Origin of the sequence: Rickettsia endosymbiont of Urophora cardui, assembly GCF_964030725.1 — a bacterium.
GTDB lineage: Bacteria > Pseudomonadota > Alphaproteobacteria > Rickettsiales > Rickettsiaceae > Rickettsia.
In genome coordinates this window covers 954521-967814 of the sequence record NZ_CAXIPY010000006.1, presented here as the reverse complement: position 1 = coordinate 967814, position 13294 = coordinate 954521, and the positions used below count along the sequence as shown (strand labels likewise).

The following is a 13294-nucleotide window of genomic DNA, read 5'->3' as shown; positions in this document are numbered from 1 at the left end:
TTTTGCAGTTAAAGCTTTTTGGATAGATACCTCGTAGCTCTACTGCGAGGAGCATCATTTAAAAATTACTTGCAATATTAAATCTTGTATCTTAGTATTGTCTTTAGTAAACAACTATAAGATACTTAAGGGCACTTAAGTAAGAAGACTAATATGCCGTATTAAATCTTAGGGCTATGTAACCCTGTAGTTGAGATCAAACAATTAGTCTTCACATACTCATTAAAGATCGGACGGTATTCTTAGGTCTTGAAATTAATCAATGAACCTGTATTTACAAGGTTGATCTTTGGGTATTCTACTTATTATTAACATAGAAGGTCAAATATGAGTAGCATTATTTTGGGTATAGATATTTCTAAAGCAACATTTGACGTAGCTTTATTAAATGATAATAAAATCAAAACCAAAAAGTTTAATAATACTGCAAAAGGCTTTGCTGCACTAAAACAATGGTTAGAAAAAAAGGGAATAGATACTGCTCACGCTTGTATGGAATCAACAGGTGGTTACGAAGTTAGGTTAGCTCAATATCTTTATGATAATACATTTAAAGTTAGTGTCGTAAATCCAGCTCGCATCAAGGGCTTTGCAATGAGCAAGCTTTCAAGAGTTAAAACTGACAAATCTGATTGTGAATTGATAGCTTCTTTTTGCAAGGCTATGCAACCTGATCTTTGGCAACCAACCCCTATACATATTAAAGAATTACAACAATGGGTAAGACGCTTGGATAGTTTGATTGCTAATAAAAATCAAGAAAATAATAGATTGAGCGGAGCAAGTAAAGCAGTTGCCATTAACATTATGATTCATATTGAATTTCTGGATAAGCAAATTAAGGAAGTAGAAGAACTTATCTCTAATCATATTAAAGGACACAAAGACTTACATGATAAAAGTAAACTTCTTGATTCAATCCCTGGTATAGGAGAAAAAACAATAGGAGTGATACTTGCTTTTCTTGTTGTAGAAAATTTTAATTCTGCAAAACAACTAGCTGCGTTTGTTGGTCTTAACCCAAAGCCAAAACAATCAGGCACTTCTGTCCATGGAATAGGAAAAATATCAAAAACAGGAGATGCTAATTTACGTAAAGCTTTTTATATGCCTGCCATAGTTGCTATAAAACATAATCCGATTATTAAGGATTTTAGTCAACGTTTGAGCAATGTTGGAAAATCTAAAATGGTTATAGTGATTGCTGCTATGCGTAAGTTGCTTCACATAATTTATGGTGTTCTTAATAACAAAACATCTTTTAGTGCAAATATAAAAACCCTGTAAAATAAAATTGAGGTAAAATAATGAAAAAGTTGTTGACACTCAAGACGGTATCTCAACTATTACAAGTAATATTACCTGAACTCACTGCCATATATCCTCTAGCCCAAAAATGATTACCCCAAAATTGTTTCCTTAAATGAGCAAATTCTTGCAATAATATTCTTGAGCTACTCCCTTTTAGATATTGTACAAGCTTACTTAAAGCCACTTGAGGACGGTATGAAATAAATATATGAACATGATCACAAGATACTTTACCTGAAATTATATATGCTTCATGTTCCATGCAAATTTGTCTTAATAAATCCCTGACTCTCTCAGCTACTTTTCCTACCAATGCTCTTTTTCTATACTTTGGTATCCATATAATACGTACTTTTAAATCATACTGGCTATGACTATTTTTTCTATAACTTCTCATATCTTTTTATAAATTCGTTGCTAAAGCAACTTCATTATATCTTCCCTTCGCCTGAAGGCGAGGGATTTTTTATCCCCGTAGGGGGGCATTAAAATTACCTATAAAAAAGAAGTAACTATGGACAGTAAAATCGAATAAAAATTTATTTTTAAATATTTAAATATTATTCGAGAATTACTGATGACATGTACAAATAACCAAGTAGGTATTTTAATGCAAAAGATCAAAAAATATAATCAGATAATTTCTGCTGCAAAAGCAGGTATGAGTGTAAAAACGGCACGTAAGTATTTACGTATTAGATAGTGGACTAATGGTATGGACCTCCTGATATAGAGAATGAAAAGCAGTTGCTAATCTTCTAGGGTTAATATTTAACATATTAAAACAACAATTAAGGAGGTCCATATGGAGGTTACTACAATTGGTATAGATATTGCAAAAAGAATTTTTCAAATTCATGGTGTAGATAAAAATGGCAAGACAGTATTAAAGAAAAAATTGATGAGAGATCAGGTTTTGACATTTATGGCTAATTTACCACAATGTTTAGTAGGGATGGAAGCTTGTGGTGGTTCTAGTTATTGGGCAAGAGAAATAACTAAATTAGGGCATGAAGTAAAACTAATGGCACCGCAATTTGTCAAACCATATGTTAAAACTAATAAAAATGATCAAGCAGATGCTGAAGCGATATGTGAAGCCGTGACAAGACCTAATATGAGATTTGTTGCAATTAAAACTATAGAGCAACAAGAAATTTTATCAATACATAGGGTAAGAGAGAGATTGGTAAAAAATCGTACAGCACTTGCTAATGAAATTAGGGGGCTACTACATGAGTTTGGTTTTATTGTTCCTCAAGGCATTAATAAGGTTATCACAAAATTAATTGAGATTTTAGATGCAGGGAAATTAAGCCAGTTAAGTTATCAAACATTTAGTGAACTAAAAGAAGAATTCTTAGATAATAACAGAAAAATAAAAGAGATAGAAAAACGATTAACAATGATAGCAAGTAACCTAACTCAATATCAACGATTAAGAGCTATACCTGGTCTTGGTTTAATTACTGCTACTGCTTTAATAGCATCAATAGGTAATGCTACAAGTTTTGAGAATGGCAGGCAATTATCGGCATGGCTAGGATTAGTGCCAAGACAACATTCAAGTGGTGGGAAGGATAAGCTGCTGGGAATTAGCAAGCGAGGTGATGTATACTTACGCACTTTATTAATTCAAGGGGCTAGAGCTGTACTAAATGCCAAGATAAGATTTACATCGGAAGAACAGAAATCTAAAAAAGATTTTAGCCAATTTACGAAATGGATGTTTAATTTATCTGAGCGAAGTAGCCATAATAAAACGACAGTTGCCATAGCTAATAAGTTGGCAAGAGTGGTGTTTGCTGTACTAAGATCAGGAGATGATTATGTAGAGAGTAAAGTTTGTAGCTAAAGAGTGTGTAGCATAGCACTTATAAGTAAAATAAATGGTGATTTATATAATGAATAGGTAAAAGCAAAACAATATGTAAGAGATTCCAACCCGAAATATGCTTGAGATAATTAATATTGATGGTAAATAAGACAAACCTTAGCTTACAAAAAAACTGCGTTTTTCAGTGGCTCTTTTAGAAGCCGATGGACTGATAAGTATATAGTTTGTAAGCCAGCGAATTCCATCAGGGCTGTAGAATAAATTAGGTTGATTTATCAGCTATAAGCCGGATACATGACTGCATTTGTTTGTTTTTATTATTGATGTTATTTTTTTCTTGCATTCTACAGGAGGTCCATACATGAAAAATCAAGACAAAAAAATGAGTAGTATGTTTTCCTAATTTTTCGATTATCAGGCAGCAATTTGCTGATAATTTTGCATATAATTCAGATATACATTCATAGGCTTTTTATAACCAATACTTGAATGAAATCTGTGATAATTATATTTATTCAGATAATGATCAATCCCATCTTTTAACTCTTTAACATTGTTAAAATCATTAATAAAGATACAATTATATTTTAAAGTTCTAAAAAACCTTTCTATTACTATATTATCAATACTTCTACCTTTGCCATTCATTGAAATTTGGATATCATGCTCCTTGAGAATATTTATGTGGTCATAACTGGTATATTGGCTACCTTGATCACTATTAAATATCTGTGGAGCGTTATACTTACTGAGAGCTTGTTTCAAGACATCAGTTACAAGAGATGCATCCATAGAATTTGACAGTTTATAGCTCAATATGGCCTTGCTATGCCAATCTATAATAGCTGCCATATACATAAAGCCACCATTAGTTCTAATGTAAGTAATGTCACCACTCCAAACCTCATTCACATTAGGCACATACACTTGCTTTGTTGAGCCAGATTTAGTCCAATATTGATCAAGTAAGTAGCTATAGATCTTATGCTCACTATCGTTTCGAGAAGTAGATTTTTTCTTATGTGGGTAAATAGCTTCTATACCCATCATCCTCATATATTTCAGTACTCGATCTTTACCGACAATAAAACCATCTTCTAGTAACTGTTGATGAATATAGCGATAACCAAATTCAGGATTATCTGTATATATTTCATCTATTCTATTTAAAATACTTAATTTATTTATACTCATCTCCTTGGATTTATAGTAGGCTGTAGATCGACTAATCTTTAATAGTTCACACTGTCTTGATTTTGAGAGTTGATTTAGCTTGGAGTGTACAAGACTCTTTTTATTTGATAAATCCAAGCTTTTGAGCTTTCCCACGGCCCAGTCCCTCTCAACTGTGATTCTACCAAGAGCTTTAGCAAGTTCATCATTTTGCTCTTGTAAATGATTTATTTGTTCTTGATATTCACTCAAAACTTTAGCTGGTTCAAAAGCTAATGCCGCATTACCTAAAAACTGTTTTTTCCAATTTTGAATTGTTTTAACACTTATTGCATATTTTGAAGCTAACTGACCAAGTGTCGACTCCTCTTTTATTAATTCTAATACTATCCCCGTTTTTTCTGAAGCACTGAAAATTTTTACTTTATTTTTCTTCATCTTTCCTCTTAAGTTTATTGCTATTTATTCTAACTTATTGCGGAAACACACTCCTTCATTTTTTTGTCCAATTTTTTCAGTCCATTATATATGGTAAATTCCAGTATTAATTAAGCCAGATTTATATTTTCTTCCCATACCTCATTGGGTGTTTTATAACCGAGCACTTTTCTTGGTAAATTATTTAAAAAATCCTCAATTTCTTGTAATTGCTTTATTGTTAATTTTTTTATATCTAAAGATTTAGAGTATACTCTGTGCACCATTGAGTTAATCTTCTCTATCAATGGTTTTTGCCATGGAGAATAAGGATTGCAAAAATATACTTTTCGTTCAGATTTTGGCAATAGTTGTTCATGATTGGTAAATTCTTTGCCATTATCTAACGTTATGCTTTTGATTATATGCGACAATTGTTTAAGTTTTTTATTCATGTTACCAATCACATCTTGTGTTCTTTTTGAACGGTTTAAAGTGAGAAACACTTTTTGTGTTCTGATATCCACAAGAGCGCCTATATTACGACTTTGATTACCTTTGTTAAAAGTTAAATCACCTTCTAAATGACCTATTGCTGCTATCTTTCTATTTATCTCTGGTCTTTCAGTAATGGAAACTCGATTTGGTATTGTAATTCTTTTGTTTCTGATTCTTGTACCATGATGCAACCTATTTTTCCTTTTTCTTGCTAAAGATAAATATAATTTTTGCCTTTGTGCTATAGGAGATGTATAAATAAACTGGTATATACTCTCTGTAGAAATATTGACAGTATCTCGTGATAGTTTACGTCTACCTGAAATTATATCTGGTGAAATACCCTGTGTTAACTGCTTTATTATTTCTGCTCGTAAATTATTATCAATATCTAATTTTCTTTTTCTCTTACCTTGCCTTAAACTGCAAGCAAGTGTGTTAGCCCTATCTGGTCTATAATTATGGGTAAATTCCAGTATTAATTAAGCCAGATTTATATTTTCTTCCCATACCTCATTGGGTGTTTTATAACCGAGCACTTTTCTTGGTAAATTATTTAAAAAATCCTCAATTTCTTGTAATTGCTTTATTGTTAATTTTTTTATATCTAAAGATTTAGAGTATACTCTGTGCACCATTGAGTTAATCTTCTCTATCAATGGTTTTTGCCATGGAGAATAAGGATTGCAAAAATATACTTTTCGTTCAGATTTTGGCAATAGTTGTTCATGATTGGTAAATTCTTTGCCATTATCTAACGTTATGCTTTTGATTATATGTGACAATTGTTTAAGTTTTTTATTCATGTTACCAATCACATCTTGTGTTCTTTTTGAACGGTTTAAAGTGAGAAACACTTTTTGTGTTCTGATATCCACAAGAGCGCCTATATTACGACTTTGATTACCTTTGTTAAAAGTTAAATCACCTTCTAAATGACCTATTGCTGCTATCTTTCTATTTATCTCTGGTCTTTCAGTAATGGAAACTCGATTTGGTATTGTAATTCTTTTGTTTCTGATTCTTGTACCATGATGCAACCTATTTTTCCTTTTTCTTGCTAAAGATAAATATAATTTTTGCCTTTGTGCTATAGGAGATGTATAAATAAACTGGTATATACTCTCTGTAGAAATATTGACAGTATCTCGTGATAGTTTACGTCTACCTGAAATTATATCTGGTGAAATACCCTGTGTTAACTGCTTTATTATTTCTGCTCGTAAATTATTATCAATATCTAATTTTCTTTTTCTCTTACCTTGCCTTAAACTGCAAGCAAGTGTGTTAGCCCTATCTGGTCTATAATTATGCCTCATTCTCTTGAGTTCATAACATATAGTGCTTTTATCACGGCCAATCTTTGTCCCTATATATCGCGAGCTATAACCACTCTTATTCATTTCGTATATTTTAAATCTTTCATCTATCGTTAAATGAGCCATGATATATCTATATTTAAATGATGCTCCTCGCAGCAGAGCTACGAGGTATCTAAAAAAGTTTTAGTTGTTTCTTATGATATCACGAAGCAGAGCTTTGGGGAATTAAACCCTGAGAGATTAAAAATTGATTATATCTGGCTTAATTAATTATAGAACTTTCCACCAAATGTAATTTTAGACCAAAAAACCAACTTTTTGTTGTTTTACCCAAAGCAGCAATACCGGCAAAGACTTTATTACGAGAGATTCTTTTTCGATGACAAACCTCTAAAGATGTGGCGTCAATATAAGAAACTCCCGTAGATTGAGCTGCCTGCATATACCATTCAAGTAATAAAACTAAATAACACAGAACTCTTGGTTTTAGAGCTATAAAACGAGTATATGATGGAAGAGTTACAAAGTCTGATTTATATAATTGTAGATAGGACATATAAAAATATTTAAAGTTTTTACAAGGTGATTGATGGTATAAAAGCACTATTGTTAACAGCTCAGAATAGCTTATTTCAGGCTTTCTTGTAGGGTTTTTATTAATTAATGGTAGAAATGATTTATTAATCCACTGCTCGCTAATTTTACAAAAATCATCGACAAAACAAAATAATGCAGTAATATCTTTCTTCATGGGGATACTCTTGTTTTTTTGCTAAAAATTATATAGAGTACCTTCTATCCCTTGTAAATACTTACTTCCAAACCTAGATTAATCCAGAATTCAGGTTAGTGATAGCATAAGAAGTAACACAAGCTAGAATATGCACCAAGAAATTAACAGGAGATCTATGCCTTGTATGCTCTAGGTTCATTCTATTTTTTAGTATATTAAATACTGATTCAATTAATGATCGTTTACGTAACATAGCTTTATCTTCTAATTCTAGTAAATAATTCTTCATATCCTTGCGAATATTAGTTATCATTCTTAAATTTCTAGAATAGAGTTTAAACCATAACTCTTTACAAATATATGCTTTATCACCAAATACCTTACCTGTTATCTTCTGAGTTATAGATTCAAGAACAGATAAATCAGCTCTATTTGCTTTTGTTATTTTAACAGCTATAATCTCTGCTTTATGATTAAATATAACCATGATAAATTCAACACCATTGAAATTTTCCCAATAAAAAAGTATAGAAATAGAACTCAACAACAAACTCAATATTATAATACAAATTCCACTTCTTTAGCACCTTCTTTAACACCGAATTATACTCCTAAAAATAAAGCACATATACGATACCAATAGTCAAAAATTATTGTATTAGATTATTTTAAACTTTGAGCATAAAGCAATAGATTTAAACTCTTGCTATTTCCATTATCTGATTTGTCAAAACTTCAGTTTATAGTAAAAATATCGCACCACAAAAAGAAATTTTTATATTTTGATAAAATAGATTTGAAAACTATAAACTATTAGTAGTTATATTTTAATATGGTTAAATTTATTTAGGATATTTATTATGGGTATAATACAAGATATAACAAACATATTTAAAACAAAACCTAAAAAGGAGCAAGATAAAGCAGCTGTAGATAGACGAGAAAAACAAGATGCTCTACATAAGGCTTTTAGTGATATTCAACAACAGAGATTACATGGCATAATTTCCACACTTAAGGAACTATCAACGAATGAAGAAATAAAAGCTAATTTAAAGCAAACTAGACATTATAAAGAATTTGAAGAAAAAGTAACTGATATTATTGAAACTTACAACAGGAAATTAGATCATATAGATCCTAGTATAAAAGAATCTCAAAAATTAACTGTTGTGCCTATAGTAGAAGCAAAGCTAAAAGAACTAGATAAATGGTGTGAAGAACCTACAAAAACAGATAAAACTCTTATTTGGAAAAATATTGCTAATGTTATAAAGCACAGTTTAAAAGCTATCAAAAATATAGGTAATAAAGGATATACTGACGAAATTGAGAAAATGCGTTATTATATGAAAGCAGTAAAAAATGCTAAACAAAATACCAAAGAAGCTAAAGAAGAAGTACGAGGTGCTACCAAACCTTTAACAGCTAAATCTACAACAAAAAAACTTCTAGAAAGTAAGCTCCAACCTAAAAAAACTAAGTCTAAAAGCAAAACTAAACTGTATTAGTTGACATTTGATCTTACATTTAATAAAAATGATGCTCCTCGCAGCAGAGCTACGAGGTATCTAAAAAAGTTTTAGTTGTTTCTTATGATATCACGAAGCAGAGCTTCGGGGAATTAAACCCTGAGAGATTAAAAATACAGATAAAAAAATGGAAGGTCACAATGCACTTAAATCAAAAAATAATAAAGCCAAAATTAGGTTTACTAGAATTAGCTAAGAGTCTTGGTAGTATATCATCAGCATGTAAAGCGATGGGATATAGTAGAGATAGTTATTACAGATTTAAAGAACTATATGAAACAGGAGGTGAAGAAGCGTTGTATGAAATTAGTCGCAGGAAGCCAATAATAGCGAATAGAGTTGATCCAGCGATAGAGAAGGCAGTAATGGATATGGCAATAGAATATCCAGCATATGGTCAGATGCGAGTATCAAATGAGCTTAAGAAGAGCGGTATACTTAGGAGTAAGATCAATTTGGCTACGTAATGATTTAAACTGAAGTTTTGACAAAAAGATAGCCAAACTTATAAGTTATGATATAAATACGCTCAAATACAAAAGACCTGAATTCTGGATTAGCTAATTTTGAGATATAGCAGGTTTGTTAGGTTTCATACAGGGTAAATTCCAGTATTAATCTCTCAGGGTTTAATTCCCCGAAGCTCTGCTTCGTGATATCATAAGAAACAACTAAAACTTTTTTAGATACCTCGTAGCTCTGCTGCGAGGAGCATCATTAATCTCAGCTACTCTTCCTGCTTCATCTAAAGGTGGATAGCTATACTCTTCTAATTTCGTTACAGACTCATCAAACATTCTTGCTATTTTCAGCTCAACCAGTTTTTTTACAAAAATTTTGTGCTTGGAGGAGTTAAAATTTGATGGGCAGAATATGTAAAGAGGTTTGCCGCTTGAAGCTGCTTCGCTGCACATTGATATAGAATCGGCTGTAGAGATTATATATTTAGCACTTGCAAGCATAGCGATATATGGGTTAAATCCTGTATCAGTAGTGGGGTCATAAATAATTGTCGAAGCCGGCATGTTATTTTTAATAATTGATTTTACTGTGTCAGGTGTTCGTCTGCTAAAACTAATGAAAAAAGGAATTTTGTGATTATCATATATTCTTTTTAATAATGAAGAAAAATGAATAGCTTCTTTTTCGGTAAAATTAAATTTTTTATTATTCCCGCCAATTATTATGGCAATAAATTCTTTAAGCTTAGGGTAGTGTTTTTGTAGTTCTGCCTCTGCTGTGGCAAATTTAGCAGTTACGTTATTGATAGCTCCGTTTATTGGGATGATGTTGTCATTGCGAGGAAATGCATAGCATTGACGAAGCAATCTAGTGAAAAAGTCCTGAGATTGCCACAGCCACTTCGTGGCTTCGCAATGACGTTGATCATGATAAGGCAAGATCACAGCTTCAAACGCTTTATAAGATAAATTAGGTTGCATTATTTGAATCAGTTTAATTTTTTTTTCCAAATTCTTTTTTAAATAAAATGCTAAAGCTGCCGTTCTTCTTCCAGCAGTAATAATTATATCAGGTAGAGGCTTATCTAAAATATCCCGTAATATCTCTTTTTTTATATGCACAGGATAATATTTAAGTAAAAAGTTTGGCAGCTTAGCTAAGCAATTATATTCAAGTCTAATGACTGTATATTCTTCTGCTAATTTTTCAGCAAGTGCGATTGCTTGGTGGTTATTTCCTGTTCTACTATCTGTAAACACCCAGATCATAAATATTCCTTTAAAGATAATGTTAGTAAGTCACTGAAGTTTTGACAAAATCCTTTCCATAAGGAGAAATGTATTCCAATTTTTTTATACTTTTTTAGTAATAACAAAATTTATTTATTCTATTTGGGTACATAATGTATCAAAAACTGTAGCAATTTTGTCTACTGAAGTTTTGACAAAAAATTTTTATTAAAAAAAGTGGCGAGTGTATCAATCTATAATTTGTATTATATATCAAATAATTTACTTTAAATTGTAGAAATATCGCTTTTAAGCTGATAAAAGCACTAAATATTTAACTTTAAATATAAATTTTTACTTTAGTCAGCAAAATTAGAATTTTTGTCAAAACTTCAGTTATTTGGATCATTTGTTTGAAATTTATCCATCAATAATTTTGACTTCCCAAATTTAAAAAAATGCTCAATATCAAACCTTTGTCTATAGTATTCATATACTTCTTTACCACTGATTTTATCTTTTTGTTGACCAGAAACACATAACCATAAATCTCTGTTATATTTCCCATTTCCTGATGCATCTAACACCTTAACCTGAATAAAATTTAGCGGTTTATCAGACATGATATGCTGTTTCTTACCCTTGATTAGATAATTCTTAAATAGTGAAATACTAATTGATATGTTACCATTTTTTGTAGCTTTTACTACAGTTTCTTCTGTATCTGGAATCAGTAAATTATCAGAACTACTACAAGAAATCTTAGCTCCATAAAATCTTTTACGCCCTCTTGTTTTTTGCTTCTCTGTATATATTTTGTAAATACTGCGATTAATCCCTGTTGGGTTAAATTCCCCGTGGCTTGCCACGATTATTTGGCGGGTTATTGTCACCGTATTTGCTTCATTGTGCAGCGGGTGAATGAAAGATAGAGCGCTATAACCTGCATCACCTACTGTTATATTTAGAGCCTTTTGTGGTATTTGCTTAACAATTTTTATTATTTGTTTGCTACCTTTGCTATACTTATTCTCATCTGATTTTACTCTATTTATAACCTGCATTCTGGATTAATCTAGGTTTGGAAGTAAGTATTTACAAGGGATAGAAGATACTCTATATAATTTTTAGCAAAAAAACAAGAGTATCCCCATGAAGAAAGATATTACTGCATTATTTTGTTTTGTCGATGATTTTTGTAAAATTAGCGAGCAGTGGATTAATCTCTCAGGGTTTAATTCCCCGAAGCTCTGCTTCGTGATATCATAAGAAACCACTAAAACTTTTTTAGATACCTCGTAGCTCTGCTGCGAGGAGCATCATTCACCAAATGTAATTTTAGACCAAAAAACCAACTTTTTGTTGTTTTACCCAAAGCAGCAATACCGGCAAAGACTTTATTACGAGAGATTCTTTTTCGATGACAAACCTCTAAAGATGTGGCGTCAATATAAGAAACTCCCGTAGATTGAGCTGCCTGCATATACCATTCAAGTAATAAAACTAAATAACTCAGAACTCTTGGTTTTAGAGCTATAAAACGAGTATATGATGGAAGAGTTACAAAGTCTGATTTATATAATTGTAGATAGGACATATAAAAATATTTAAAGTTTTTACAAGGTGATTGATGGTATAAAAGGGTAAATTCCAGTATTAATTAAGCCAGATTTATATTTTCTTCCCATACCTCATTGGGTGTTTTATAACCGAGCACTTTTCTTGGTAAATTATTTAAAAAATCCTCAATTTCTTGTAATTGCTTTATTGTTAATTTTTTTATATCTAAAGATTTAGAGTATACTCTGTGCACCATTGAGTTAATCTTCTCTATCAATGGTTTTTGCCATGGAGAATAAGGATTGCAAAAATATACTTTTCGTTCAGATTTTGGCAATAGTTGTTCATGATTGGTAAATTCTTTGCCATTATCTAACGTTATGCTTTTGATTATATGCGACAATTGTTTAAGTTTTTTATTCATGTTACCAATCACATCTTGTGTTCTTTTTGAACGGTTTAAAGTGAGAAACACTTTTTGTGTTCTGATATCCACAAGAGCGCCTATATTACGACTTTGATTACCTTTGTTAAAAGTTAAATCACCTTCTAAATGACCTATTGCTGCTATCTTTCTATTTATCTCTGGTCTTTCAGTAATGGAAACTCGATTTGGTATTGTAATTCTTTTGTTTCTGATTCTTGTACCATGATGCAACCTATTTTTCCTTTTTCTTGCTAAAGATAAATATAATTTTTGCCTTTGTGCTATAGGAGATGTATAAATAAACTGGTATATACTCTCTGTAGAAATATTGACAGTATCTCGTGATAGTTTACGTCTACCTGAAATTATATCTGGTGAAATACCCTGTGTTAACTGCTTTATTATTTCTGCTCGTAAATTATTATCAATATCTAATTTTCTTTTTCTCTTACCTTGCCTTAAACTGCAAGCAAGTGTGTTAGCCCTATCTGGTCTATAATTATGCCTCATTCTCTTGAGTTCATAACATATAGTGCTTTTATCACGGCCAATCTTTGTCCCTATATATCGCGAGCTATAACCACTCTTATTCATTTCGTATATTTTAAATCTTTCATCTATCGTTAAATGAGCCATGATATATCTATATTTAAATGATGCTCCTCGCAGCAGAGCTACGAGGTATCTAAAAAAGTTTTAGTTGTTTCTTATGATATCACGAAGCAGAGCTTCGGGGAATTAAACCCTGAGAGATTAAAAATTGATTATATCTGGCTTAATTAATTATAGAACT

At 31.3% G+C, this 13294-nt stretch carries 9 protein-coding genes and 6 pseudogenes; 5 read left to right on the top strand and 10 right to left on the bottom strand.

The window, feature by feature from the left end:
• The first annotated feature begins 327 nt into the window (after nt 1-327).
• On the top strand, nt 328-1287 hold the full coding sequence (locus AAHI98_RS13240; protein WP_342224639.1) for a transposase: 960 nt from the start codon (nt 328-330) through the stop codon (nt 1285-1287).
• Nucleotides 1288-1351: 64 nt separating this feature from the next.
• Here the strand turns inward: AAHI98_RS13240 and tnpA are convergent.
• Nucleotides 1352-1708 (bottom strand): annotated as a pseudogene (gene tnpA, locus AAHI98_RS13235) (IS200/IS605 family transposase); the annotation flags it as partial.
• Between the two features lie 180 nt (nt 1709-1888).
• On the opposite strand from tnpA, the gene AAHI98_RS13230 reads away from it, so the two are divergent.
• Together AAHI98_RS13230 and AAHI98_RS13225 are read left to right on the top strand one after the other, a co-directional pair.
• Nucleotides 1889-2014: a hypothetical protein gene (locus tag AAHI98_RS13230; protein ID WP_342224641.1), complete on the top strand. Its 126-nt coding sequence runs from the start codon at nt 1889-1891 to the stop codon at nt 2012-2014.
• Nucleotides 2015-2116: 102 nt separating this feature from the next.
• Nucleotides 2117-3166 carry an IS110 family RNA-guided transposase gene (locus AAHI98_RS13225; RefSeq protein ID WP_342224642.1) on the top strand — a complete coding sequence of 350 codons (1050 nt, stop codon included), beginning with the start codon at nt 2117-2119 and terminating at the stop codon, nt 3164-3166.
• 396 nt (nt 3167-3562) lie between these two features.
• Here AAHI98_RS13225 and AAHI98_RS13220 read toward each other — a convergent pair whose 3' ends face one another.
• The 5 genes and pseudogenes from AAHI98_RS13220 to AAHI98_RS13200 all read right to left on the bottom strand — a co-directional run.
• Nucleotides 3563-4759, bottom strand: a complete 1197-nt coding sequence (locus AAHI98_RS13220; protein ID WP_342224643.1) for an IS3 family transposase — start codon at nt 4757-4759, stop codon at nt 3563-3565.
• A 110-nt stretch (nt 4760-4869) separates the two neighbouring features.
• A pseudogene (locus tag AAHI98_RS13215) lies at nt 4870-5700 on the bottom strand (IS30 family transposase); the annotation flags it as partial.
• A gap of 18 nt (nt 5701-5718) precedes the next feature.
• Nucleotides 5719-6681 (bottom strand): IS30 family transposase, encoded by a 963-nt coding sequence (locus tag AAHI98_RS13210; protein ID WP_342224646.1) that lies wholly within the window; start codon nt 6679-6681, stop codon nt 5719-5721.
• Nucleotides 6682-6841: 160 nt separating this feature from the next.
• Nucleotides 6842-7309, bottom strand: a pseudogene (locus tag AAHI98_RS13205) (transposase); the annotation flags it as partial.
• 73 nt (nt 7310-7382) lie between these two features.
• Nucleotides 7383-7775, bottom strand: a pseudogene (locus AAHI98_RS13200) (transposase); the annotation flags it as partial.
• Between the two features lie 376 nt (nt 7776-8151).
• Between AAHI98_RS13200 and AAHI98_RS13195 the strand changes: the two are divergent.
• Together AAHI98_RS13195 and AAHI98_RS13190 are read left to right on the top strand one after the other, a co-directional pair.
• Nucleotides 8152-8802, top strand: coding sequence for a hypothetical protein (locus tag AAHI98_RS13195; RefSeq protein ID WP_342226061.1), 651 nt, complete (start codon nt 8152-8154; stop codon nt 8800-8802).
• A gap of 161 nt (nt 8803-8963) precedes the next feature.
• A pseudogene (locus AAHI98_RS13190) lies at nt 8964-9300 on the top strand (helix-turn-helix domain-containing protein); the annotation flags it as partial.
• Nucleotides 9301-9494: 194 nt separating this feature from the next.
• On the opposite strand, the gene AAHI98_RS13185 reads toward AAHI98_RS13190, so the two are convergent.
• The 4 genes and pseudogenes from AAHI98_RS13185 to AAHI98_RS13170 all read right to left on the bottom strand — a co-directional run bounded on the left by AAHI98_RS13185 (nt 9495) and on the right by AAHI98_RS13170 (nt 13137).
• Nucleotides 9495-10553, bottom strand: a complete 1059-nt coding sequence (locus AAHI98_RS13185) for a mitochondrial fission ELM1 family protein (protein ID WP_342226060.1) — start codon at nt 10551-10553, stop codon at nt 9495-9497.
• A gap of 353 nt (nt 10554-10906) precedes the next feature.
• Complete coding sequence (locus AAHI98_RS13180; RefSeq protein ID WP_342226059.1) at nt 10907-11578, bottom strand: transposase; 672 nt, start codon at nt 11576-11578, stop codon at nt 10907-10909.
• 260 nt (nt 11579-11838) lie between these two features.
• A pseudogene (locus AAHI98_RS13175) lies at nt 11839-12171 on the bottom strand (transposase); the annotation flags it as partial.
• A gap of 3 nt (nt 12172-12174) precedes the next feature.
• A complete protein-coding gene (locus AAHI98_RS13170) occupies nt 12175-13137 on the bottom strand; it encodes an IS30 family transposase (protein ID WP_342224646.1) in 963 nt (320 codons plus the stop codon).
• Between the last annotated feature and the right edge of the window lie 157 nt (nt 13138-13294).